Genomic DNA, 24,289 nt, shown 5'->3' with positions numbered 1-24,289 from the left:
GTTATTAAGTCTCGCAGGTTTTTTGTCTCTTAAAGATGAGAAGGATAAAAGAAGGAAAAACATTTTTCTATTAATCTACTGCTCTTTGATAGCGGTTGTTGTACTTTTTTCTTTTGGAGAATTTATTGGTAAAATGTTATATCAAATTCAATATTCATAGATTATGAGAAAAGTAACGCCATATAGGAATAAGGACGAGGCTATTAAAACATTAGATAATGGAGGGAGATTCTATAACATTCTAACAAAAGCTGATGATGGAGTGATTTCTCAATCGGAATTAGGAAAAGTATCTGGTCTTTTTAGTGATAAACAAAAAATGATTCTTTTTTTAGATTTGGCAACTTCTAATCTAAGTGATAAAGATAGAGAAGAAATTATCGTTGCATTATCAAATGAATTAAGATCTGTTTATGATCAATATGCTATCAAAAGATTGTTGGTCAATGAAGTGATGGAAAAGGGTGAATTATCTACTAATATAGTTATTACTGGTGTTCCAAAGAGAATAGCTTCTAAATCAGACTTTAATGGGTTTATTATGGTTCCGATTGTTGCGGGTAAAGTAACAACATTTTCTATGATTCCAATCGTGGATACGTATGATGTATATGAAATAACTTCTGATGACTCATTAGATACTTTTGTAATTGCACATGCAAAAGGAGGGCAAAGACTTCCTGAAAGGAAAATAAAAGTTGCTGGAGTTTTGAAAGAACTAAAAGCGCAAAAGGATGAAACCGATTCAAAAAAATATTTAGAAGTTATTTATTACTTAGATATATAGTTTTCTATATTCTCAAATAAATAGGATCTAAATGCATATTGGATATTAAAAAAGCCTTTATAAATATATTACAAAGGCTTTAATTTTTAGGGTTGAATTTTTGGATTATTGATTTTTTAGCTTTTCTGCTTGAGCTGTCCAGTTATCACGTTCAATACGACCAGGAAAGAATTGTATTAATTCTGTAACTGTTTCTATATCTTCTTTGGTAAATTTACTTATTTGATCAAAAGTATATATTCCAATACTATTTAATTTCTTTTCAATGAATGGTCCAACACCACTAATCAATTTTAAATCATCTTTTTGTGACTCACTTGCTGTTCCAAAGCTTTCAAAATTTAATTGAGGCTTTTCTGTATCACTCAAATCCTTTTTGACTTCTGCTACTTCAATTGATTTAGGAGCTTCTACCGGAATAGGATTAGAAAAAGTGGTATTAGCCTTTTTGTAGCTATCACTAGCTTTGCGTAATTTTTCTTTCTCTTTATGGCATTGATCTAATTTTTCTTGGTATTTATTTTTAAGAGACCATCTCGATAAAAGCCATCCAAGTAAGAAAGCTATTATTAATAATAAGAGAAGGCACCACCAGTTTGCTTCGTTTAAAAAATCTAACATTTTTATAGTTGGTATTTAGTTTACAATTATTTCTATTCGTCTATTTTTTGCTCTATTTTCCTGTGTGTCATTTGGAGCAATTGGACTTAATTCTCCTTTAGATTTAGCAGTAAATTTGTCTGAAGGGATACCTTGAGAAGTTAGATAATCTCTAACGTTTTGGGCTCGCTTAAGTCCAAAGAGCTGATTGGATTTGGTATCACCAATGTTATCAGTATGACCAGTAATTAATACTTTTTTATCAGGATACTTAGTAAGGTAGTTTTTTAGTTCTAAAGCATAATTAGATAAGGTAGCATCTGGTTTAAAATCTTTAGATCCAAAACTTGAGTATAACGTTTTATTAGCAATACCTTTTTCTATTTCCTCTATTCTGGATTCATCTATTTTATGAAAGTTTAGCAAAATACCACCATTGTATGTACCATTAGCATCATAATCATAGGTATGTAATTTTGCTTTGGTTAGAATTCGGTCTTTGTTTACTCCACCGGTGTTAACTAAAATATCTTTAATAAAATTGGCTCTTGAGATACCAGTTAATGAGTCTGTTTCTCTTTCGGTAGAAGTTTCATACCCATAGATTATTAAGTCTTGATCTTGATGTTGTCCAAGGTAATTAGCTATTTTATTCTCAAAACCATTAAGGCTTTCAGGTATAAAAACATCAAAATTAGAATTGTTGATTTGGATGTTTTTTGGATATCTAAAAACATCCATGTTTTCAATATCCTTTGCATATAGACCATGAGCCAAAGCAATACTATCTTCGTAAGCTTTTTTTGCTTTTGCTTCAATAGCAGGATCTATTTGCTCTTTTACAATAGTAGATCCTTCATCTTTGTTTCCAAGACACCAATTACAGGAGTAGTACCACCACATTCCCAGACAGGCGAATAAGATAAAAATAAAGAACGAAATTAAATTTCTCATATGTTGATGATTAGTGTTATTCTCTTAAAGTTAAAAAATGTTTTCATTAAATTATTATTCTTGAGCGATTTATGTTCCGAAAAAAGATGAATAGCAAAATTTTAAGCTGAAATGCATTTGAGATGAAAAAAAATTTATAAATTCGCAGCGTAGAAAAAATTATGGAAAATATTCTTTTACATCATCATCATTCTTATATCTCCGCCCAGGCGTGGTAAGTTGATATGTGTATAAGTTAATCATATATAATAACCCGTTTGAGCATTTTCAAACGGGTTTTTTTGTTTAAAACTTGTTTTGAACTGACCAAACACAACAATAAAAAAAATGTCAAAAATTAAAATTGCTATTCAAAAAAGCGGAAGGCTTAATCAAGATTCTGTTCAGATTTTAAAAGATTGTGGTATTTCTATAGATAACGGAAAAGACCAATTAAAAGCTACTACTAGAAACTTTCCTATGGAAGTTATGTTTCTTAGGAATGGTGATATTCCTCAGTATTTGAGAGATGGTGTTGTTGATATCGCTATTATTGGTGAAAATGTTCTAGTAGAAAAAGGAAAAGATATTACGATTGCAGAAAGGTTAAATTTTTCGAAATGTAAAGTGTCACTTGCCGTTCCTAAAGATGTGTCGTATAACTCTATAAAAGATCTTGATGGGAAAAGAATAGCTACTTCATATCCCAATACGGTAAAAGAATATTTAAAAGAAAAAGGAATCTCTGCAGACTTGCACCAGATATCAGGATCTGTAGAAATAGCACCTAATATTGGTTTAGCAGATGCTATTTGTGATATAGTGTCTAGTGGTAGTACATTGTTTAAGAATAATTTAAAAGAAGTAGAAGTAATGTTAACTTCTGAAGCTGTCTTAGCTGTTTCTCCTAAAATTACCGATAAAAATAAGAGTTTGCTTCAAAAATTACAGTTTAGAATACAAGCTGTATTAAAGGCTAGAGCTTCTAAGTATGTATTATTGAATGCTCCGAATGATAAGATAGATCGTATTGTTGATATCCTTCCAGGAATGCGTAGTCCAACAGTTTTACCTCTTGCAGAAAAAGGTTGGAGTTCAATACATACTGTGGTCGAAAAAAATAAGTTTTGGGATATTTTAGATGAGTTAAAAGCTGAGGGAGCTGAAGGTATTTTAGTATGTCCTATCGAGAAAATGGTATTGTAGTTAATTTAGAGAAAATGCAGAAGATATATAATCCAAAGAAAAATACTTGGGCGGACATATTAAAACGACCTACACAGACCGTGGCAGATATAGAAAATGTGGTTTTAGATGTTTTTAATGATGTAAAAACTAATGGAGACGGTGCAATAAAACAATATACAGAGAAATTCGATAAAGTATCTCTAGATTCTATATTGGTATCTAAAAAAGAAATAGAAAGCGCCGATCAATTAGTTAGTCAAGACCTTAAAGACGCTATTGTTTTGGCTAAATCTAATATCGAAGCTTTTCATGCTGCTCAGAAAACGGATAAGGTTTCCTTAGAAACAACAAATGGTGTAAACTGTTGGCAAGAGAAAAGACCTATTCAAAAAGTAGGATTGTATATTCCAGGCGGAACAGCTCCACTGTTTTCTACAATTCTTATGCTGGCAGTTCCAGCTACTATAGCTGGATGTAATGAGATTGTGTTATGTTCTCCACCAAATAAAGAAGGAAAAATCAATCCAGCTATTTTATATACAGCAAATCTTTGTGGTGTAACAAAAATATTTAAGGTAGGAGGTATTCAGGCAATTGCAGGAATGACATTTGGCACTCATACAATTCCACAAGTATATAAAATTTTCGGACCTGGAAATCAGTTTGTTACTGTAGCTAAACAATTAGCTACAAAATTTGGAGTAGCGATTGATATGCCTGCTGGACCAAGTGAATTGTTGGTAGTGGCTGATGATACAGCAAATCCATCTTTTGTTGCTTCCGATTTATTAAGTCAGGCGGAACATGGAAAGGATAGTCAGGTGATTCTGGTGACTACTTCTAAAAAGCTTATAGAGCAAGTAGAAAAAGAAGTTACAAATCAATGTAATTTGTTACCAAGAAAAGAGATTGCTGAAGCGGCAATAGCGAATTCTAAACTTATTTATGTAGAACATGACCAAGAAGCTTTAGAACTAATTAATGAATATGGTCCTGAGCATTTTATAGTATGTGTAGAGGATGAAGACTTTTATGTGAATAATATTATGAATGCCGGTTCTGTGTTTATTGGTAATTACACGCCAGAGAGTGCAGGAGATTACGCTTCGGGAACGAATCATACCTTGCCTACAAATGGATATGCAAAACAGTATAGTGGAGTAAATCTAGATAGTTTCATGAAATCAATGACATTTCAGAAACTATCCGCGGAAGGTATCAAAAATATTGGAAATGCCATAGAGATTATGGCAGATGCCGAAGGTTTACAAGCGCATAAGAACGCAGTTACATTGCGATTAGAAAGTTTAAAGGGTATTGACTAAAACGTTATTCGAGTATAGAATTTATAGTAAAAAAGAAGTAAATGAATTGTAGAAATTGTGAAAATATCTTAGCTGATGATGCTGATTATTGTCAATCTTGTGGTGCGAAAGTAATAAGAGAACGTATTACTTTAAAAGGGTTGAAAAGTGATTTTTTCAGTAATGTTTTGGGATTAGATAATCTTTTTGTTAGAACTTTAATTCATTTTGTGACTTCTCCAGATAAAGTTATTTCAGAGTATATCTCGGGAACAAGAAAACGATATATAAACCCATTTGCATTTCTGGTAATCGGAACTGCTGTTGCTACATTTATTTTTAACTTTTTTTCTGATGATTATAGTGAATTGATTCTCGCTACTCAAACGGAATCTTTTTATGAGTCATTATTTTCTATGTCAAACCCCGATATAGAGAAAAACACTGTGGAATATCAAGAAAAATACTTGGAATACAAAAAAGAACAGGCTGAAGCTAATAAAGTTACCCAAAGTTTTATGCTTAAGTATTTTAATATTATAGCTTTTATGTTAATTCCTTTTTATACGTTTTTAGCGGTAATGGTTTTTGGGAGAAAACGGTTTAATTATGGAGAACATCTTGTTATAAACTCTTATTTACTTGGGTTCGGATTGTTTTCTGGTACGTTATTCTTTTTATTAGGTTTACTAATTAGTCCATCAATCTATTTCGTAAGCTCTTTGGTCGTTATCTTTTATTATTTGTTTACTTATAAGAAACTATGTAGCTATAGTATTGGACAAATGATTCTTAAACTATTAAAGTTTGTAGTGGTATTGATCCTGTCAACAATAGTTTTCTTCATATTCGCTATTATAATAGGGATTATAATAGGATATATGAGAGCAATGATTTTTGGATAATTTATAGAATATTAACAAGTAATGAAACAATTAAATTTCAACATAAATAATATAACTCGTGAAAACGTTAAAGGATTAAAACCATATTCCTCTGCGAGAGATGAATACGTTTCAGATGGTTCTGAAATGATTTTTCTGGATGCCAATGAAAATCCATATGAAAATGGAGTAAATAGATATCCTGATCCACAACAACGTAGTCTAAAAGAGGTATTAGCTACACAAAAGGGGGTTAATACAAATAATATATTATTAGGAAACGGAAGTGACGAGGTATTAGATCTTTTGTTTAGGGCTTTTTGCGAACCTAAAGTTGATAATGTTATTACGTTACCACCTACCTATGGGATGTATAATGTATTAGCTAATACCAACGATGTTCAAAATAAAAAAGTTCTTTTAAATGATAATTTTGAACCTAATGTTTCTAAAATATTAGATACAGTTGATCAACAAACAAAGATCATATTTTTATGTTCTCCTAATAATCCTACAGGGAATTCTTTTTCAGAAGATAGTATTTCCCGAATTTTAGAAAATTTCAAAGGGTTGGTAGTTATAGATGAAGCGTATATTGATTTCTCTTCTAAAAAAAGTTGGATACTTAAAATTAGAGAATACCCAAACCTAGTAATAACGCAGACGTTATCAAAAGCATATGGAATGGCAGGGATCAGACTAGGTTTGTGTTATGCTTCAGAAGAAATCATAAGTATACTCAATAAAATTAAGCCTCCTTATAATGTTAATGAATTAACGCAGAAAAAGGCGTTAGATAGAGTTAAAGACGTTAATAAGATTAAAGAAGAAGTAGCTAATATTTTAAAGGAGAGAGAACGTATGATAGATTCCTTAGAAAATATTCAGTTTGTAAAAGAAATTTATAAAACCGATGCTAATTTTGTATTGATTCAAGTAGATAATGCAAATGTACGATATGATCAATTGTTAAAACAAGGGATTGTTATTCGTAATCGTACGACACAACCATTATGTGAAAACACACTGAGATTAACAGTTGGAACTAATCAAGAAAATAAGAAGTTAATAGAGGCTTTAAAAAGTATATAAATTCTGTTCTTAAAGAATACGAATTACAAAAAATAAATTAAAATGAAGAAAGTATTATTTATAGATAGAGATGGGACATTGGTGTTGGAACCACCTGTAGATTATCAATTAGATAGTTTGGAGAAGTTAGAGTTCTATCCAAAGGTTTTTCAATATATGGCTAAAATAGCCGACGAATTGGATTATGAATTGGTGATGGTAACTAATCAGGATGGATTAGGAACTGATTCTTTTCCAGAAGATACTTTTTGGCCAGCACATAATAAAGTAATGACTGCATTCGAAAAAGAAGGAGTCGTGTTTAATGCTGTTCATATTGATAAAACTTTTCCTCATGAAAATGCGGATACTCGTAAGCCAAGAACAGGTTTATTAACGGAGTATTTTGATAAGGAAAATTACGATCTAGAAAATTCATTTGTTTTAGGAGATAGAATTACAGATATGGAGTTGGCAAAAAATCTTGGAGCTAAAGGGATTTTCCTGTCAGAAGATCCAGAGCTTGGAGCAGATGAAATAGAAACTGATACAACAGCCATTTCGGAAAGTATTGTATTAACATCAACAGATTGGAAGGAAATTTATGAGTTTTTAAAGTTAGAAGATCGAGTAGCAGAGATTACTAGAAATACGAACGAAACTAAAATTTATATCAAGTTGAATTTAGATGGTTCTGGTAAAAATGATATATCAACTGGTTTGCATTTCTTTGATCACATGCTAGATCAGATTGGACGTCATGGAGCAATGGATTTAACAGTTAAAGTAGATGGAGATTTACACGTAGATGAACATCATACTATAGAAGATACTATGATTGCTTTAGGAGAGTTGTTTTCTAAAACTCTTGGTAATAAATTAGGTATCGAACGTTACGGGTTTTGTTTACCTATGGATGATTGTTTAGCACAGGCAGCAGTTGATTTTGGAGGTCGTCCTTGGTTGGTTTGGGATGCTGATTTCAAACGTGAAAAAATAGGGGATATGCCAACAGAAATGTTTTTTCATCTTTTTAAATCTTTTACAGATGGTGCCAAGTGTAATCTAAATATCAAAGCCGAAGGAGAAAATGAACATCATAAAATAGAAGGAATATTTAAAGCATTTGCTAAAGCGATGAAAATGGCGGTAAAAAGAGATGCAAATAAAATGTTTTTACCAAGTACCAAAGGAATGTTATAACAAACCAAATTGTATAATTAAAAAGGTCTTGAATCAAGTTCAGGATGCAATAATATGAAGATAGTAATTATAAATTACGGAGCAGGAAATATTCAATCGATCAAATTTGCGATTCAACGATTGGGATATGAAGCTGTCTTAAGTGATGACCCTCAAGAAATAAAATCTGCGGATAAAGTGATTTTTCCTGGAGTAGGAGAAGCGAGCAGTGCTATGAGTAAGTTAAAAGATTCTGGTTTAGATACCTTGGTCCCACAATTAAAGCAACCAGTTTTAGGAATTTGTTTAGGGATGCAATTGATGTGTAATTACACAGAAGAAGGTGATACTAAAGGTTTGGGTATTTTTCATACGGATGTGGTAAAGTTTAATCACGGAGTAAAAGTTCCTCAAATAGGATGGAATCAAATAGAGTCATTAAGTTCTGCCTTATTTAGTGGAGTAGAAGAGAAGGAGTATATTTATTTAGTTCATAGTTATTATGCTCCTATAATGGAAGAAACCATTGCACAATCTACTTACGGAGTAACTTATAGTACAGCTTTACAGAAAGATAATTTCTACGGAACTCAATTTCATCCAGAAAAGAGTAGTGATGCGGGAGAGAAGATTTTGAAAAACTTTTTAGAGTTAAAAATTAATAACTAATAATTATAAAATAAAGCATGAGGATCATACCTGCAATAGATATCATTGACGGAAAGTGTGTTCGCCTTTCTAAAGGAGATTATGATACTAAAAAAATATATAATGAAAATCCATTAGAAGTAGCAAAAGAATTTGAGGCTCATGGAATTCAATATTTACATTTAGTTGATCTAGATGGTGCAAAATCTAAGCATATAGTAAATCATAAGGTGTTAGACCAAATAGCTTCTAAAACGGGTTTAAAAATTGATTTTGGAGGAGGTTTAAAAACAGATGAAGATTTAAAAATAGCTTTTGATAGTGGTGCAAATCAAATTACTGGTGGTAGTATTGCAGTAAAGAATCCTGATATTTTTAAATTTTGGTTGCAAAAATTCGGGAGTGATAAAATTATTTTAGGAGCAGATGCACAACATGAAAAAATCGCAGTAAGTGGTTGGTTGGAAGAAAGTGATAAAGAGCTAATTCCTTTTGTTAAAGAATATAAAAAAGAGGGTGTGTCCTATGTGATTTGTACAGATATTAGTAAAGATGGGATGTTAGAAGGACCTTCTTTTGATTTGTATAGAAAAATGTTGAATGAAATAGGAGATATAAAGCTAATTGCTTCTGGAGGGATTTCAACTTTTGATGAATTACCAAAATTGGCTGAAATTGGATGTGAAGGAACAATTATAGGAAAAGCAATTTATGAGAATCGAATAAGTTTAAAACAATTAGAGAATTATATTCTTCAAAACAGTTAGTAAGTAATGAAAGAGGAAATATCACAAGAGTTTAAGGAGCAAATCTCCTATAGATTGGATGAAAGTCTTAGGATGATTACTATTAGTTTTGATCAACTTTCTGAAGATGATATATGGAAACGGTTTAATCAATCTTCAAATAGTATCGGAAATTTGATGCTTCATCTTTGTGGTAATATTACTCAATATGGTATAGCTTCTCTAGGAGGTTTAGAAGATGAAAGAGATAGGGATACTGAGTTTGAAGCTAAAGAAGGTTTTTTGAAAGAAGAGTTGTTATTAAAACTTAATGAGACTTTAGAACAAGCCAAGACAATCTTGTTCGATTGTACTATTTCTGAATTAATGAGAAAACGAGAAGTACAGGGTTTTGTTTTTTCAGGAATTGGTATAATGATTCACGTGACTGAACATTTGTCTTATCATACGGGCCAAATAGCATTTTGGACAAAACAATTAAAAAATAAAGATTTAGGTTTTTATGAAGGTATGGATCTAAATATAAAAAATAAAGAAAACTAATGTTAACTAAAAGAATTGTACCGTGTTTAGATATTAAAAACGGACGTACGGTAAAAGGAGTCAATTTTGTTGATTTAAGAGATGCTGGAGATCCAGTAGAATTAGCAGATGCATATTCTAAAGCAGGAGCCGATGAACTAGTTTTTTTGGATATTTCAGCTACTGAAGAGCGAAGAAAAACACTTGCTAATTTAGTTCTTAGAGTTGCAGAGAAAGTTAATATACCGTTTACCGTTGGTGGAGGAATATCATCTATAGAAGATGTAGATGTTTTACTGCAAAATGGAGCGGACAAGGTTTCTGTTAATTCCTCTGCAGTAAAAAATCCACAGTTAATTAATGAATTAGCAGGGAAATTTGGAAGTCAATGCATTACAGTAGCTATTGATGCTAAACAAATTGATGGGAAATGGATAGTACATTTGGTCGGAGGAAAAGTACCAACTGAGCTTGATCTATTTGATTGGGCAAAGGAAGTAGAAGAAAGAGGTGCCGGAGAAATTTTATTTACTTCTATGGATAATGATGGAACTAAAGATGGTTTTGCTAACCAAGCTTTAGCAAGATTATCTACAGAATTAAATATTCCTATAATTGCATCTGGTGGAGCAGGTAATACACAACATTTCATAGATGCTTTTAAGGAAGGAAAAGCAGATGCTGCATTAGCAGCAAGTGTTTTTCATTTTAAAGAAATAGAAATAAAAGATTTAAAAGAGGAATTGCGGTTAAATGAAATTCCGGTAAGATTATAACAAAATATAATTCCGGACTTGATCTGGAAACCAAAATATAGATTGATAAAATGGAAATAAATTTCAATAAAAATAATGATGGACTTGTTCCGGCAATAATTCAAGATGCAACCACTAGAAATGTTTTGATGCTTGGTTATATGAATGAGGAGGCTTACCAGAAAACAATAGAAACTAAAAAGGTGACTTTTTTTAGCAGAACTAAGAATAGATTATGGACCAAAGGTGAGGAGAGCGGTAATTTTTTGAATCTTGTAGATCTAAAAAATGACTGTGATAATGACACCTTATTAATCCAAGTAAACCCAGTGGGTCCAACTTGTCATAAAGGAGATGATACTTGTTGGGCACAGAAAAATGTTCAGTCTTTTGGTTTTTTGACAGATTTAGAAAACACTATACAGGATAGAAAAGAAAATCAAGATAATGAAAAATCTTATGTAGCATCTCTCTTTAGAAAAGGGATAAATAAAGTTGCTCAAAAAGTAGGAGAAGAAGCTGTCGAAGTGGTTATAGAAGCTAAGGATGATAACGAAAAGTTGTTCTTAGATGAAAGCGCAGACCTTCTTTTTCATTATTTAATTTTACTACAAGCTAAAGGTTATAAGCTTAATGATATTGTAAAAGTGTTAAAATCTAGAGGTTAAGGGTGTAGGTAAGTGTTGATTTTTGTAAGGGGATGATGTTTTTTTAACATATTTTTATAATTTCGCCGGGCTTTTCGAATACCTGTTAATTTTATTTCGTTTTTATAGGTAACAAAAAGCTTAAAAATGATACTTACAGATAAATAAATTGATTTTGAAACAAAACTACACAAAGTTACTTTTCGTTTTATTAATATTTTTTGGCGGTATTGGAGATGCTTTTTCTCAATGTAGCCAAGAACAAATGATAACCATTTGTGATATGGAGACTATCGATTTCGATTTCGATGGTATTCCAGATGGTATTATTAATTTGTATGATGAAACAGGTATCGTACCGGAATCAGGAGATTTTTGGGAATCTACAGGAATAGAAGAAGGTGAAGAAGGAATAGAAGCTTCTGGAGTTTTAAGATTATGGCAGTTAAGAAATGCTTCTGATGGTTATTTTTTTGAACTTAAAAATCCGAATTGTCCAGATGACTACAGAGTTAGAGTTAATGTCAAACTTGGTCCGTATGCTGGTATAGCAGCAACAACAGGTTTCTTTCCTGTTTGTGATAATGATGATATTTGTACAGCTGGATTTGAAATAGACATTAACCTTTTTGACACATTAGAATCAAGAGAGGGATTCGCTCTTCCTCATTTAAATGGGATGTGGACTTATACAGGTTCTCTACCTTCTAATACGTATATTCTAAGCGGCCCAAACTTTGGTACTACCATTGATAATAATGGCGGTTTTCCTGTTGATAGTGAAGATTTTAGTTTTAGATATACAGTTGCTAATGTGGATACTTGTGTTACTGAATTTGTTGATGTTCAGGTAACTGTAGTAAGACCGGTTACAGCTGGGTATGGATCATCATTCTCGATTTGTGAAGGTGATATTGAATCATGGGATATGGATATTAATTTATTTGATGACCGATTTTTAAATGGAGAAGAATTAGGTGGAAGTTGGGAAGACGATGATAATACTGGCCAAATTACAAGTGCTACGGATGCAGTAATTAATTTGAAAGAGGTCTATGATGCGTTTAGAGCTTCTCCAGAATATGTTCCAGGTTTTAGTTGTATAGATTTTAGTTATACCTATAAGATCAACAGTAGATCTCCAATATGTCCTAATGACGAAGAAACGGTAATGTTTGTTATATATGAAGAGTTAAGGCCATTTGCTCCACAGAATTCAGTGGAAGAAATTTGTCCTAATTCGTCTCCGGCTCAAATTAACCTTTTTGATTTACTTGAGTTTGAACCCGGTTACGTTTATACGGATGGTTCATTAGTGGATGATTTTGCGTATTGGACATTTCTTGGAGGTATTCCTTTCAATGGTGATCTTAATTTAGAAAATAATTTAAATGATACACCAGAAGATGAACAACATTTAGGACCAATTACTATTGCGGGAGCCAGACCAGGGAGTTATAGATTTAGATACGATGTGGTTCCTAGACAAAGCTGTGGTGCAACATTTTCTTATTCCGGTGATGTTTGTCAGCCTATTAGTATAGAGAGCAACCCTTGTCCTACTATTTCTACTATAGTTACAATTGTAATTTTACCTCATGATTATGCAGGAGAAGATACTTTAGATCTAATTATATGTAAGACAGATGCCAATCAATATAGTTTAAGAAGTTTATTAAACTCAGATGGACGAACTATAGAAGAAGGGATTTGGACAGATAATAATAATGGGGGTAACGTAGTTGATGATTTATTCTTGGTTCCTGAAGAAATTAATGACCCAATTTCGTATTCCTTTACACATACAACAACCAACCCTTCTGGGTGTGTTGATGAAGCTTTATTAGAGTTTACAATTTATAAAGAAGCAAATGCTGGAGCAGGAAGTGGTGCCGCTACATCACTATGTTCAGATAATTTAACGGTAACACTTTTCAATCTTTTAGAAGGTAATCCTGATCCAACAGGAACGTGGATTGGACCTTTTGGTTATATGTCACCAGATCATCTAGGTATTTTTGATGCTTCAGATAATACACTACCAATTCTAGGTCCGGGAGATTATGTATATACTGTTGGAGGTAATGTCGGTTGTAGTTCTCAAGATCAAGCAACAGTAACTATAGCTATTGTAGAACCAGTAGAGATTGGTAATGATAGAAGTGATTCTTTTTGTGAAATTGATGGACGTGTTAACTTATTTACAATTTTAGATAATAATACACCAAGAACCGGAACTTTTCAGGATATAGAAAATACAGGTGCTTTAACTCCAGATGGAGTGGTAGAGTTTGATTTATTGCCAAATCCCGATAATGAGGTTAATAAGATTTATAATTTTAGATACGTAATTCCTAACACTGCACCTTGTAATGAATCTTCATTAAATGTAGAAGTACAAATCATAGATTTACCAGAACCGAATGTTCCGGATCAAGAATTCTGTATTCTTGATGGTAAAAGATTAGATGATATTGAAGTGGATGTATTAAATTATAATTGGTATCCTACATTAGAAAGTGATATGCCTATTATTGATAATCCATTACTTTTTGATAATCAAATATATTATATCGCAACTGTAGATGCTGATAATTGCGAGTCAGAAAGAGTAACGGTTGCTGTTAACATTCTTAATATGGGTGAGCGATTCTCTAATGGTGATATATGCGCATTGGATTTCCAAGACGGAGTTTCTCCAGATGGGAATAATCAAAATGACACTTTTGATTTGTTTATTGAAGATGAGTTTAATATCCCAGTTGCTTTTCCGGATTTTGATTTGAAGATATATAACAGATACGGAGCAAAAGTATTTGAAGGAAATAGAAATACTGAGGAGTTCCGGGGAGAAAGTAATGTTTCTATTCGATTGGGAGATGATTTACCATCTGGAACCTATTTCTACATTTTTACACCAAACTTTGAAAACAATTTTCCTATTCAAGGAAGCTTTTACCTAAGCAGATAAACAATGAAATCACGATTAATTTTTAGTATAGCGATAGTTTTCTGCTCGGTATTGTATGCACAGCAGGAACCACAATATTCTCAATATATGTATAATATGAGTACGGTAAACCCGGCTTATGTTACGAACCAGAGTGGATTGATTTCTACTGGTTTATTATATAGAAGACAATGGACAGGAATTGAAGGCTCACCAGAAACAGCAAATGTATTCGGAAACATTCCGCTAAGTGAGAAGATAGAATTAAGTGTTAATTATATAAATGATAGAATTGGTGAAGCAATTAGCACCAATAATAATTTCTTTAATGTTGATTTCGCCTATATTACACGGATATCAGATCGTTTTAAATTATCTTATGGTTTAAAAGTAGGAATTAATAGTTTTAAATTAGATGCTTCTGGTTCTGATGTAGCAGATGATCCTGCCTTTGCTGCAAATAATTCTGAATTACAGCTAAATATAGGAGCGGGGTTATTCTTGTTTTCTAATAATTTTTATGCTGGTATTTCTTCTCCAAATTTATTACCTAATGACGTAGCTGTCGATGGTATTGGTGTTTCTCAATCAAAGACCCATTTATATGGAGTTACAGGTTTTGTGTTTGATCTAGTAGATGAGGTTAAACTTAAGCCATCTATGGTTATAAAGCAGGTTTTAGATTCTCCACTTACATTCGATATTTCTCTTAATTCTTTGATTTATAATAGATTTGAATTAGGAGTCTCTTATCGTTATGAGGATGCTTTTATCGCATTAGCTGGATTTAATATAACGAGAAATCTAAAAGTAGGATATTCATATGATTTTAGTACAAGTGAATTAAGTGGGTATAATAATGGAAGTCACGAAATAATTCTATTATACAATTTCGATTTACTCAATTTTAGTAATAAATATACATCTCCAAGATTTTATTAAGATATGAAAACTAAAATAATATTTGTATTCATCTTATTGATTACACAGCTTATATTTTCTCAGAAAAAGAGTAGAGCAGATCGTTTTTTTAACAATGGAGATTATATAAATGCGGCATTGCAATACGAAGAAGAATTAAATCAAGAAGGATATGAAAAACACATTCTTGAAAATATTTCTATTTCATACTACAATACATTTCAGTTTAAAAAGGCATATAGATATCTTAAGGTTCTGACTTCGGGTAAGTTTTATGGAAAGGATAAGTCTTATGATAACTCATATAATTTTATGATGCATCAAGTACTTTCTTCCTTAGGTAAATATGAAGTAGCTGTTGATTTCCTGGCATTGTATAAAAAAAACCAGGTAACAAATCCATTAAATAAATTAGATGCAATTGCGACAATAGAAGCTTTTAAATTAAAAGATGATGATTATGTTGTGAATTCTGTAGCGTTTAATTCTGAAGCTTCAGAGTTTGGAGCGGTAAAATTAGATAGTACCGTGTATTTTGCATCTGACAGAAGTTCTCATGGTTTTATGAATCAAAAATATAAATGGACGCATAGACCATTTTTAGATATATATACTGTTAAGGTTGATAGCAATAATATAGGAGTCTCCGAAATTGAGGCTCTTTCTGGAGAAGTTAATTCTAAACTCCACGAAGGTAATTTTTGTTTTACTTCGGATGGTAATACTATATATTTTTCAAAAAGTAATTCAGAAAAAGGGAAAAAGAAATTTGATAGTCTAAGAAATAATGCAATTCATTTATATAAAGCTAAAAGAGTTGATGGAGAATGGCAGAAGCCAGAAAAATTAAAATTTAATAATAAAGAATATTCTATAGAACATCCTTCTATTTCTGCAGATGATAGGATGTTGTATTTCTCGTCTAATATGCCAGGCGGATATGGGGATTTTGATATTTATGTTTCCGAAATTAATATGGATGGAACTTATGGAGAACCAATTAATCTTGGTTCATCTATTAATACAGAAAATAGAGAACAGTTTCCGTTTATTTCTAAAGAAGGACATTTGTTTTTTTCTTCTAATGGTCACTTAGGATTAGGAATGATGGATGTTTTTGTCTCTGAATTAAAAGAAAATCAATTTACAAAACCAGTAAACTTAGGTGCACCAATTAACTCTAGCTACGATGATTTTTCCTTAACGTATTATAATGAAAAAGACGGTTTTTTTGCATCGAATAGAAAAGGAAAAACAGATGACGACATCTTTTCTTTTTCTCAGATAGGAGAAATATTTTTGAAAGAATATATGGCGAATTTTGAGGTTAGAGATTTTGCTACAGATAATTATGTTTCCAATGCTGATGTGTATTTACAAAATGCAGAAAGGCAAAAAGTGTACGAATCTACACTAGATTCAATCTCAGCGTTTAGTTTATCAATTTTTCCTGGAAAATATGATTTTAGAGCCTCATCTATTGGATATAAATCAAATATTAAGCCTATTCTAGTGAAAGAAAAAGATAATGAAACTTATGTGATTTATTTAGAAAAGGAAGTAGAACCTGCAATTGTAGAGAATTCTAAGGAGCGACAAACAGAAGCTGTTACTACTTCTGAAGCTACAAACAAAAAAAGAAATGAAGAGCTTACTACAGAAGAATTAAGATTAAAGCTACTTTCGGATAAAGTAGGACCTCCTGTTATCGAAAAGAATGGAAAGTTGTATTTTGATCTTCCACCAATTTATTTTGATTATGATAAATGGAATATTAGAGCAGACTCTAAAAAAGTATTAGATGATTTTGCTTTAAAACTAGAAAAGTATAACACAGTCTACATTAAAATTTCTTCACATACGGATAGTAGAGGTACTGATTCATATAATCAAGTGTTATCTGAAAAGAGAGCAGAATCTACACGTAATTATTTGGCATTAGTAGGTTATGTAAATGCAAGAAGGATGCAGTTTGAAGGATTTGGAGAATCTGCACCTTTAATTGATTGTGATACTAAAAACTGTTCAGAAGAGGAACATCAGATAAATAGGAGAAGTGAGTTCGAGATAACTAAATTTTAAAGAGGTTTAATATAATTCATAATACTTTGTTTTCTAATAAATTAAATTGTATTTTTGCAGCCCTTTTTAGCGAATAAGAGAATATAAAAAGGATAAAAATAATTTAATTTAACGCTTCTGTATACGTTTTCGTATTGATTCTCAAACAAATACAGGATACAAATTTTATCTTCAATGTCTGAAGAAACAAAAAACACAGACGTTCAGGAAGTAGAGGCTCCAAAGGCAGCTCCAGCTGTATCTCCTCAACAAGAAAATCCTGAACAATTTTTAAAAGACTTTAACTGGCACAACTACGAGGAAGGTATTGACCCAATCGCAGATTCTAAACTTGAAGAGTTTGAAAAGCTAGTTGCAGAAAACTTTGTTGATACCTTAAATGATGAAGTAGTTGATGGGACAGTAATTAATATTACAGATCGTGATGCTATTATTGATATTAATGCGAAGAGTGAAGGTGTTATTTCATTAAATGAATTTCGTTACAACCCAGATCTTAAAGTAGGTGATAAGGTTGAGGTGTTAATTGATGTGCGTGAAGACGCAACAGGTCAGTTGATATTATCTCACCGTAAAGCTCGTGTGATCAAGGCTTGGGATAGAGTAAATAATGCTCACGATACTGGCGAAATCGTAAACGGTTTTGTTAAGTGTAGAACTAAAGGAGGTATGATTGTAGATGTTTTCGGAATTGAAGCATTCTTACCAGGTTCTCAAATTGATGTGAAGCCAATCCGTGATTATGATGCATATGTAGGTAAAACAATGGAATTTAAAGTGGTTAAGATTAACCATGAATTCAAAAACGTTGTTGTATCGCATAAAGCACTTATCGAGGCTGATATCGAAGAGCAGAAGAAAGAAATTATTGGTCAATTAGAAAAAGGTCAAGTATTAGAAGGTACTGTTAAGAATGTTACTTCTTACGGTGTATTCGTTGATCTTGGAGGAGTTGATGGACTTATTCATATTACTGACCTTTCTTGGTCTAGAATCAACCATCCAAATGAGATTGTTGAACTTGATCAGAAGTTAAATGTTGTAATCTTAGACTTTGATGAGGCTAAGACACGTATCCAATTAGGTCTTAAGCAGTTGAAAGCGCATCCTTGGGAAGCTCTTGACAACGAACTTAAGGTTGGTGATAAAGTAAAAGGTAAAGTAGTTGTAATTGCAGATTACGGTGCGTTTATCGAAGTTGAAGAAGGAGTAGAAGGATTGATCCACGTTTCAGAAATGTCTTGGTCAACTCATTTGCGTTCAGCACAAGACTTTGTTAAAGTTGGTGATGAAGTAGAAGCTGTGATTCTTACTTTAGATAGAGAAGAGCGTAAGATGTCTCTTGGTGTTAAGCAATTAACTCCAGATCCTTGGACTGACATTACTACAAAATATCCTGTAGGTTCTAGACATACTGGTATCGTTCGTAACTTTACTAACTTTGGAGTTTTTGTAGAGTTAGAAGAAGGTATCGACGGTTTAATTTATATTTCTGATCTTTCTTGGACTAAGAAAATCAAGCACCCATCTGACTTTACAAATGTTGGAGATAAGCTTGATGTTGTTGTTCTTGAATTAGATGTAGAAGGACGTAAATTAAGTCTTGGACATAAACAAACTGAGGATAATCCTTGGGATAAATATGAAAAAGAGTTTGCTGTAGGAACTAAGCACACTAATACTATTGCAGAGATTGTAGACAAAGGTGCTACAATTGAGTTCAATGAAGATATTGTTGCTTTTGTACCTTCACGTCACTTAGAAAAAGAAGACGGTAAGAAACTTACTAAAGGAGATGAGGCTGAGTTCCAAATCATTGAGTTCAACAAAGAATTCAAAAGAGTTGTAGCTTCGCATACTGCTTTATTTAAAGAAGAAGAAGCTAAGATTGTTAAGCAAGCTGCTAAGAAAGCTGCTGCTAGTAATTCTGAGAAAACCACCCTTGGTGATATTGATGCGTTAGCAGATCTTAAAGCTAAAATGGAAAAAGGAGGTAACTAATAATCTCTTTATTTTCATAATAAATACTAAAGACCGTTCGTATGAACGGTCTTTTTTTATAATTTAACTGAAAAAAGGGGTGTTGTTTATACTGGTTTTGGTGTGTTCGAGATTGAATGGTTTATCGAAATTTGCGGTAAATTGATCAATAATGGGGAAAAGTCTGTGGGTCCTACTTTTAAGTATTTTGTTTATGAATTTATCGAATAGTCAGAATATGCATACCGAAGAGGAATTAAAAATATTCAAAGAAAAAGTTAATCAAACCATAGAATTAGGTAGAGCTACTATTGTGGATATTGCGGCAAACGGAATTAGTAACGATACTGAATCTCTTATTAATGACGAGAACGTCCTTATTTCTGTTTGGTATAATAATGCGGAGGTAAAGGTAGAATTCAGGGAACGTTCTCCAATAAAATACCTTGCTTATGGAGAAGAGTTTTATTTTCAGGTTGTTGTAAAAGTGTCTATAGATAGAGTTTCTGGTAGTGGTGGTTCGGTAGTTAGGAATTCTGAGAATGAAACTTCTAGATCTGGTTTTTCTTCAACTTATTTATATCGATCTACTAATAATACTAAAGCCGCTATTGATCATGTATTGGAATTGAATAATACCAATGACCCTAAATATCATATCAACGCATCTTCACAGATATATACTATTATAAGAGAACAAAAGAACTATTATGATATGCAGATCTATGATAGATATTCGATAACATATAAGATCGATAAAAAATCAGGTAAAATATATGATTATAAAAATCCTTATAAAAACTTTTATCCAACACCAGCAAGTGCTCCTAGTTTTCCAATGCCATTTGGCCCATGGATAGAAATAAAAGAATAGTAGTCTTTATTTTTATTGTTTTGTAATAGAAAAGATTATACTGTCGTTTTATTATTGAGTGTTGATCTGGATATTTTAAAACTAGACTTAGGATTGATTAATTCTAAATTTTCATTACTTTTGTATACCAAATGTCTATTTGGAGATTATGAGTCAGAAATTACTACTTAGTGCAAAGGAGATAGATATTATTCTGCACCGTTTGGCTTGTCAATTAATCGAAAATCATACTCATTTTGAAGACACTGTTCTGATCGGAGTACAACCAAGAGGTATCTTTTTAGCGGATAGAATAAAGGAAGTCTTAGTTAGGGATTATGGGTTGTCTAATGTAAAAATGGGACACCTTGATATTACTTTTTATCGAGATGATTTTAGAAGAGGAGAAAAGCCTTTAGAAGCAAATAAAACACATATTGATTTTACAGTAGAGGATAAAAGAGTTGTTTTTATTGATGATGTTCTATATACAGGTCGTAGTATAAGATCTGCATTAACTGCAATACAGTCTTTTGGTAGACCAAGAGAAATAGAGCTACTTACATTAATTGATCGACGTTTTAGTCGTCATTTACCAATTCAACCTAATTATAGAGGTCGGCAGGTAGATGCTATTAATCAAGAAAAGGTAAAGGTCCATTGGGTAGAAAATGGAGGAGAAGATGCAGTTTATTTAGTAAATAATTAAAGTTCAATAATTTCTGAAGTATATTCATACATTAGAAATATAATAACAGAAGAGAAGAATGAGTGAATTAAGTGTAAATCACTTACTAGGAATTAAATATCTCACTAAAGAAGATATTAATCTCATTTTTGAAACAGCAGATCACTTTAAAGAAGTGATTAATAGACCAATTAAAAAAGTCCCTTCGCTTAGAGATATAACGATAGCTAACCTTTTTTTTGAGAATAGTACAAGGACAAGATTGTCTTTTGAATTGGCGGAGAAAAGATTATCTGCAGATGTTATTAATTTTTCTGCAGCATCATCTTCGGTAAAAAAAGGAGAAACACTTATAGATACGGTTAATAATATCCTATCAATGAAGGTGGATATGGTTGTAATGAGACATCCTAATCCTGGAGCTGGTGTTTTTTTATCTAAGCATGTAAATGCAAGTATTGTAAATGCCGGAGATGGAGCACATGAACATCCAACTCAAGCGTTGTTGGATTCGTATTCTATACGAGAAAAATTTGGAGAAGTAGAAGGAAAAAAAGTTGTTATTGTTGGTGATATTTTGCACTCTAGGGTTGCACTTTCTAATATTTTTGCTCTTAAATTGCAAGGAGCAGAGGTAAAGGTATGTGGCCCCAAAACATTAATACCAAAATATATAGACAAACTTGGTGTTACTGTAGAAACAAATCTTACAAAAGCACTCCAATGGTGTGATGTAGCAAATATGTTGCGAGTACAAAATGAAAGAATGGAGATTAGTTACTTTCCATCGACAAGAGAATATACCCAGCAATTTGGAGTAAATAAAAGGTTATTAGATAGCCTTGATAAAGAGATTGTAATAATGCATCCTGGACCTATCAATCGTGGTGTTGAGATCACGAGTGATGTAGCCGATTCTAAACAAGCCATAATATTAGATCAGGTTCAAAATGGGGTAGCAGTGAGAATGGCTGTCATTTATCTTTTAGCTTCGAAAATAAAACAATAAACTTATGATATTCAATAAAGAAGGTTCTACAACCATAATAACACAGGAAAAAGCGACTGTAGTAGAGTTCGTAAAAGGAATTGAAGATAGATATGAATCGATGAAAAACGACAATATTGTAGCTAATTTATTTTCGTTAAAGGATTTATCTGTTAATGATGTAAATGAATTTCTTAGAGTTTCAAACAAACATAAATCAAATAAACGCTCTTTTGTAATTGTTACCGACAAGGTTTCTTATGACGAAGCGCCAAAGGAAATTACTGTTGTACCGACGTTAATAGAAGCTTTGGATCTAATTGAGATGGAGGAAATAGAAAGAGATCTAGATTTTTAAAAATATTTTAATTAATTCTGTAATCTAAAGTAATTTTTTACGTCATAATACTTATGAATAAATTAGCCCCATTTATTCTTGTGTTGATATTCTTTATTTCAGGTAATATTCATGCACAAGACTGGAAATATGACTTTGACGAAGCAATAAAGTTAGCGAAAGAAAAAGATCAAAATATTGTTTTACTGTTTACCGGATCTGATTGGTGTCCTCCATGCATTAAATTAGAAAGAAAAGTGTTTTCTAATCCAGAATTCGAGAAATTCGCAGATGAAAAGTTTGTTTGGTTAAAAGCTGATTTTCCTAAAAGAAAGAAAAATAGATTACCAGAAGAACAAAGCGATAAGAACTATGAATTAGCAGAGCGCTATAATAAAAAAATGGTGTTTCCAGTTATATTGGTTATAAACAAAGAAGGAACAGTTCTTGGCGCTACAGGATATAGGAAGATGTCAGCGAAACGTTATATGGATTTGCTAACTACTTTTGATTCTTTTGGAAACTGATATAGATTAATCTGTTAGATTAGATTATCTTGAGACTTTTTAAATTTAAGAGATATAAAATTGAAAGTAACAATTTTAGGTTGCTACTCTGCGACACCAAGAACATTCACGAATCCAACTTCACAGGTATTAGAAATAAATAATCATATTTTTCTTATTGATTGTGGAGAGGGTACACAGGTTGAACTAAGAAGAAATAAGATTAAATTTTCTAGAATTAATCATATTTTTATTTCACATCTTCATGGAGATCATTTTTATGGACTTGTTGGTTTGGTTTCTACGTTTAGGATGCTAAATAGAGAAAACCCGCTCCATATATATGGACCTAAAGGAATAAAAGAAGCAATTACACTGCAGCTTAAGCTATCTAATTCTTGGACAGATTATCCATTACATTTTCATGAACTTACGAATACAGATTCAGAATTAGTGTTCGAAGACGAAAAAGTAACAGTTCGGACCATACCGCTTCAACATCGAATTTATTGTAATGGCTTCTTATTTCAAGAAAAATCAGGAGACAGAAAGTTATTGATGAGTAAGGTTCTTAATTATGATATTGATAAAGCGTATTATAAATCTATCAAGAAAGGTAAAGATGCTATATTACCGAACGGAGATGTTATTCCTAATGCAGAGCTAACGGATGATCCGGCACCGGTAAAGAGTTATGCCTTTTGTAGTGATACTAGATATGATGAAGATAAAATTTCCTTACTAAATAAAGTAACAGCTTTATATCACGAATCAACTTTTTTAGAAAGTCATAAGCACTTGTGTCAGAGAACTGGTCATAGTACGGCTATCGAAGCCGCCACAATAGCAAGTAAAGCGGATGTAGAAAACCTAATTCTAGGTCACTACTCTACGAGATATGATAATATAGAGAAGTTTAAAGAAGAGGCTTCTACAGTATTTGATAATGTTGTAATAGGAGATGATGGTAAAGTTTTTGAGTTCTAAAGAAAGAAATACGTTTTTTCATATTACATTTAAACTATAAATGTGCTAATTATAAAATAATGAATAGAGATCTTACGGATTATAGAAAATCTTATGATAAAAAGGCTTTAGAAGAAAACGAATTACCAGTCTCTCCATTTCTTTTGTTTTCGAATTGGTTTAAAGAAGTAGAAGAAGCAGGTGGAGTAGAAGAGACTAATGCTATGAGTTTAACAACTTTTGGGTTAGATAGTTACCCTAAAACGAGAATTGTATTGCTCAAACATTTCGATGAAGAAGGATTTGTATTTTATACCAATTACGAGTCTGAAAAAGGAAAAGCTATGGCTGCAAATAATAAAGTCTGTATTTCTTTCTTTTGGCCTAATTTAGAACGTCAGGTAATTATAAAAGGTGTAGTTAATAGAATTTCAGAACAAAAAAGTAGTGATTATTTTAATTCTAGACCAAGGGGAAGTCAATTAGGAGCTTGGGCTTCTGAGCAGAGCAGTATTGTTGAGTCTAGAGTTTTTTTAGAAAGCAAATTACTAGCATTAGAAGAAAAATATAAGGAGAAAGAAATTCCTAAACCTGACTTTTGGGGTGGGTATTGTGTGACCCCAGTAGAATTTGAATTTTGGCAAGGAAGACCAAATAGACTTCATGACAGAATTCGATATGCCCAACAACAAAAAGGTAACAACTGGGTAACAAATAGGCTGTCACCGTAACTAGGTAGAAGTAATTAAAT

24 protein-coding genes are annotated in these 24,289 nt (G+C 32.0%); 22 read left to right on the top strand and 2 right to left on the bottom strand.

Annotated elements, in window-relative coordinates; translation table 11 throughout:
- Positions 1–163: 163 nt before the first annotated feature.
- Positions 164–787 (top strand): hypothetical protein, encoded by a 624-nt coding sequence (locus D1815_RS06765; protein ID WP_118386421.1) that lies wholly within the window; start codon positions 164–166, stop codon positions 785–787.
- A 105-nt stretch (positions 788–892) separates the two neighbouring features.
- Here D1815_RS06765 and D1815_RS06760 read toward each other — a convergent pair whose 3' ends face one another.
- Together D1815_RS06760 and D1815_RS06755 are read right to left on the bottom strand one after the other, a co-directional pair.
- Entirely contained in the window at positions 893–1,408 is a 516-nt protein-coding gene (locus D1815_RS06760) for a hypothetical protein (protein WP_027391179.1), read from the bottom strand.
- 15 nt (positions 1,409–1,423) lie between these two features.
- Positions 1,424–2,341 (bottom strand): OmpA family protein, encoded by a 918-nt coding sequence (locus D1815_RS06755; RefSeq protein WP_118386420.1) that lies wholly within the window; start codon positions 2,339–2,341, stop codon positions 1,424–1,426.
- Between the two features lie 327 nt (positions 2,342–2,668).
- Between D1815_RS06755 and hisG the strand changes: the two genes are divergently transcribed.
- The 21 genes from hisG to pdxH all read left to right on the top strand — a co-directional run bounded on the left by hisG (position 2,669) and on the right by pdxH (position 24,269).
- Positions 2,669–3,526, top strand: a complete 858-nt coding sequence (gene hisG / locus D1815_RS06750) for an ATP phosphoribosyltransferase (RefSeq protein ID WP_118386419.1) — start codon at positions 2,669–2,671, stop codon at positions 3,524–3,526.
- Between the two features lie 14 nt (positions 3,527–3,540).
- Entirely contained in the window at positions 3,541–4,833 is a 1,293-nt protein-coding gene (gene hisD / locus D1815_RS06745; RefSeq protein WP_118389905.1) for a histidinol dehydrogenase, read from the top strand.
- Between the two features lie 41 nt (positions 4,834–4,874).
- On the top strand, positions 4,875–5,717 hold the full coding sequence (locus tag D1815_RS06740; RefSeq protein WP_118386418.1) for a DUF3667 domain-containing protein: 843 nt from the start codon (positions 4,875–4,877) through the stop codon (positions 5,715–5,717).
- 21 nt (positions 5,718–5,738) lie between these two features.
- Positions 5,739–6,788 carry a histidinol-phosphate transaminase gene (gene hisC / locus D1815_RS06735; RefSeq protein ID WP_118386417.1) on the top strand — a complete coding sequence of 350 codons (1,050 nt, stop codon included), beginning with the start codon at positions 5,739–5,741 and terminating at the stop codon, positions 6,786–6,788.
- Positions 6,789–6,830: 42 nt separating this feature from the next.
- Positions 6,831–7,970 (top strand): bifunctional histidinol-phosphatase/imidazoleglycerol-phosphate dehydratase HisB, encoded by a 1,140-nt coding sequence (gene hisB, locus D1815_RS06730; protein WP_118386416.1) that lies wholly within the window; start codon positions 6,831–6,833, stop codon positions 7,968–7,970.
- Between the two features lie 54 nt (positions 7,971–8,024).
- Positions 8,025–8,618 (top strand): imidazole glycerol phosphate synthase subunit HisH, encoded by a 594-nt coding sequence (hisH, locus tag D1815_RS06725; protein WP_027391185.1) that lies wholly within the window; start codon positions 8,025–8,027, stop codon positions 8,616–8,618.
- Between the two features lie 17 nt (positions 8,619–8,635).
- Positions 8,636–9,364, top strand: coding sequence for a 1-(5-phosphoribosyl)-5-[(5-phosphoribosylamino)methylideneamino]imidazole-4-carboxamide isomerase (hisA, locus tag D1815_RS06720; RefSeq protein ID WP_118386415.1), 729 nt, complete (start codon positions 8,636–8,638; stop codon positions 9,362–9,364).
- 6 nt (positions 9,365–9,370) lie between these two features.
- The gene (locus tag D1815_RS06715) at positions 9,371–9,886 is read left to right on the top strand and encodes a DinB family protein (protein WP_118386414.1); all 516 of its coding nucleotides are present in this window, start codon (positions 9,371–9,373) and stop codon (positions 9,884–9,886) included.
- Positions 9,886–10,641, top strand: a complete 756-nt coding sequence (gene hisF, locus D1815_RS06710) for an imidazole glycerol phosphate synthase subunit HisF (RefSeq protein ID WP_118386413.1) — start codon at positions 9,886–9,888, stop codon at positions 10,639–10,641. Before D1815_RS06715 ends, hisF begins: the two co-directional genes overlap by 1 nt.
- 50 nt (positions 10,642–10,691) lie before the next feature.
- A complete protein-coding gene (gene hisIE / locus D1815_RS06705; RefSeq protein WP_027391189.1) occupies positions 10,692–11,288 on the top strand; it encodes a bifunctional phosphoribosyl-AMP cyclohydrolase/phosphoribosyl-ATP diphosphatase HisIE in 597 nt (198 codons plus the stop codon).
- Positions 11,289–11,442: 154 nt separating this feature from the next.
- Positions 11,443–14,238 (top strand): gliding motility-associated C-terminal domain-containing protein, encoded by a 2,796-nt coding sequence (locus D1815_RS06700; protein ID WP_118386412.1) that lies wholly within the window; start codon positions 11,443–11,445, stop codon positions 14,236–14,238.
- A gap of 3 nt (positions 14,239–14,241) precedes the next feature.
- On the top strand, positions 14,242–15,159 hold the full coding sequence (locus tag D1815_RS06695) for a type IX secretion system membrane protein PorP/SprF (RefSeq protein WP_118386411.1): 918 nt from the start codon (positions 14,242–14,244) through the stop codon (positions 15,157–15,159).
- Positions 15,160–15,162: 3 nt separating this feature from the next.
- On the top strand, positions 15,163–17,220 hold the full coding sequence (locus tag D1815_RS06690) for an OmpA family protein (protein WP_118386410.1): 2,058 nt from the start codon (positions 15,163–15,165) through the stop codon (positions 17,218–17,220).
- Positions 17,221–17,394: 174 nt separating this feature from the next.
- A complete protein-coding gene (gene rpsA / locus D1815_RS06685) occupies positions 17,395–19,221 on the top strand; it encodes a 30S ribosomal protein S1 (protein ID WP_027391195.1) in 1,827 nt (608 codons plus the stop codon).
- A 193-nt stretch (positions 19,222–19,414) separates the two neighbouring features.
- Positions 19,415–20,074: a hypothetical protein gene (locus tag D1815_RS06680; protein ID WP_155839586.1), complete on the top strand. Its 660-nt coding sequence runs from the start codon at positions 19,415–19,417 to the stop codon at positions 20,072–20,074.
- A 148-nt stretch (positions 20,075–20,222) separates the two neighbouring features.
- A complete protein-coding gene (pyrR, locus tag D1815_RS06675; RefSeq protein ID WP_027391197.1) occupies positions 20,223–20,762 on the top strand; it encodes a bifunctional pyr operon transcriptional regulator/uracil phosphoribosyltransferase PyrR in 540 nt (179 codons plus the stop codon).
- Positions 20,763–20,820: 58 nt separating this feature from the next.
- Complete coding sequence (locus tag D1815_RS06670) at positions 20,821–21,750, top strand: aspartate carbamoyltransferase catalytic subunit (protein WP_027391198.1); 930 nt, start codon at positions 20,821–20,823, stop codon at positions 21,748–21,750.
- Positions 21,751–21,754: 4 nt separating this feature from the next.
- Positions 21,755–22,087, top strand: coding sequence for a ribonuclease Z (locus tag D1815_RS06665; protein ID WP_108804469.1), 333 nt, complete (start codon positions 21,755–21,757; stop codon positions 22,085–22,087).
- 53 nt (positions 22,088–22,140) lie between these two features.
- Positions 22,141–22,593, top strand: a complete 453-nt coding sequence (locus tag D1815_RS06660; protein ID WP_118386409.1) for a thioredoxin family protein — start codon at positions 22,141–22,143, stop codon at positions 22,591–22,593.
- Between the two features lie 60 nt (positions 22,594–22,653).
- Entirely contained in the window at positions 22,654–23,559 is a 906-nt protein-coding gene (locus D1815_RS06655) for a ribonuclease Z (RefSeq protein ID WP_118386408.1), read from the top strand.
- A 59-nt stretch (positions 23,560–23,618) separates the two neighbouring features.
- Positions 23,619–24,269 (top strand): pyridoxamine 5'-phosphate oxidase, encoded by a 651-nt coding sequence (gene pdxH, locus D1815_RS06650; RefSeq protein WP_118386407.1) that lies wholly within the window; start codon positions 23,619–23,621, stop codon positions 24,267–24,269.
- The last annotated feature ends 20 nt before the right edge of the window (positions 24,270–24,289 follow it).

Source organism: Aquimarina sp. AD1, assembly GCF_003443695.1.
Lineage (GTDB): Bacteria > Bacteroidota > Bacteroidia > Flavobacteriales > Flavobacteriaceae > Aquimarina > Aquimarina latercula.
The sequence above is the reverse complement of the archived record's forward strand: the minus strand, read 5'-3'. Positions and strand labels throughout refer to the sequence as shown.

Bases quoted from the DNA above. Each gene is read 5' to 3' on its own strand.
- pdxH (WP_118386407.1), top strand. From the start codon at position 23,619: ATGAATAGAGATCTTACGGATTATAGAAAATCTTATGATAAAAAGGCT.
- D1815_RS06670 (WP_027391198.1), top strand. From the start codon at position 20,821: ATGAGTGAATTAAGTGTAAATCACTTACTAGGAATTAAATATCTCACT.
- hisD (WP_118389905.1), top strand. From the start codon at position 3,541: ATGCAGAAGATATATAATCCAAAGAAAAATACTTGGGCGGACATATTA.
- D1815_RS06740 (WP_118386418.1), top strand. From the start codon at position 4,875: ATGAATTGTAGAAATTGTGAAAATATCTTAGCTGATGATGCTGATTAT.
- hisA (WP_118386415.1), top strand. From the start codon at position 8,636: ATGAGGATCATACCTGCAATAGATATCATTGACGGAAAGTGTGTTCGC.
- hisF (WP_118386413.1), top strand. From the start codon at position 9,886: ATGTTAACTAAAAGAATTGTACCGTGTTTAGATATTAAAAACGGACGT.
- hisG (WP_118386419.1), top strand. From the start codon at position 2,669: ATGTCAAAAATTAAAATTGCTATTCAAAAAAGCGGAAGGCTTAATCAA.
- hisH (WP_027391185.1), top strand. From the start codon at position 8,025: ATGAAGATAGTAATTATAAATTACGGAGCAGGAAATATTCAATCGATC.
- D1815_RS06715 (WP_118386414.1), top strand. From the start codon at position 9,371: ATGAAAGAGGAAATATCACAAGAGTTTAAGGAGCAAATCTCCTATAGA.
- D1815_RS06755 (WP_118386420.1), bottom strand. From the start codon at position 2,341: ATGAGAAATTTAATTTCGTTCTTTATTTTTATCTTATTCGCCTGTCTG.
- hisC (WP_118386417.1), top strand. From the start codon at position 5,739: ATGAAACAATTAAATTTCAACATAAATAATATAACTCGTGAAAACGTT.
- D1815_RS06690 (WP_118386410.1), top strand. From the start codon at position 15,163: ATGAAAACTAAAATAATATTTGTATTCATCTTATTGATTACACAGCTT.
- rpsA (WP_027391195.1), top strand. From the start codon at position 17,395: ATGTCTGAAGAAACAAAAAACACAGACGTTCAGGAAGTAGAGGCTCCA.
- D1815_RS06760 (WP_027391179.1), bottom strand. From the start codon at position 1,408: ATGTTAGATTTTTTAAACGAAGCAAACTGGTGGTGCCTTCTCTTATTA.
- D1815_RS06660 (WP_118386409.1), top strand. From the start codon at position 22,141: ATGAATAAATTAGCCCCATTTATTCTTGTGTTGATATTCTTTATTTCA.
- pyrR (WP_027391197.1), top strand. From the start codon at position 20,223: ATGAGTCAGAAATTACTACTTAGTGCAAAGGAGATAGATATTATTCTG.
- D1815_RS06665 (WP_108804469.1), top strand. From the start codon at position 21,755: ATGATATTCAATAAAGAAGGTTCTACAACCATAATAACACAGGAAAAA.
- D1815_RS06680 (WP_155839586.1), top strand. From the start codon at position 19,415: ATGAATTTATCGAATAGTCAGAATATGCATACCGAAGAGGAATTAAAA.
- hisIE (WP_027391189.1), top strand. From the start codon at position 10,692: ATGGAAATAAATTTCAATAAAAATAATGATGGACTTGTTCCGGCAATA.
- D1815_RS06695 (WP_118386411.1), top strand. From the start codon at position 14,242: ATGAAATCACGATTAATTTTTAGTATAGCGATAGTTTTCTGCTCGGTA.
- D1815_RS06765 (WP_118386421.1), top strand. From the start codon at position 164: ATGAGAAAAGTAACGCCATATAGGAATAAGGACGAGGCTATTAAAACA.
- hisB (WP_118386416.1), top strand. From the start codon at position 6,831: ATGAAGAAAGTATTATTTATAGATAGAGATGGGACATTGGTGTTGGAA.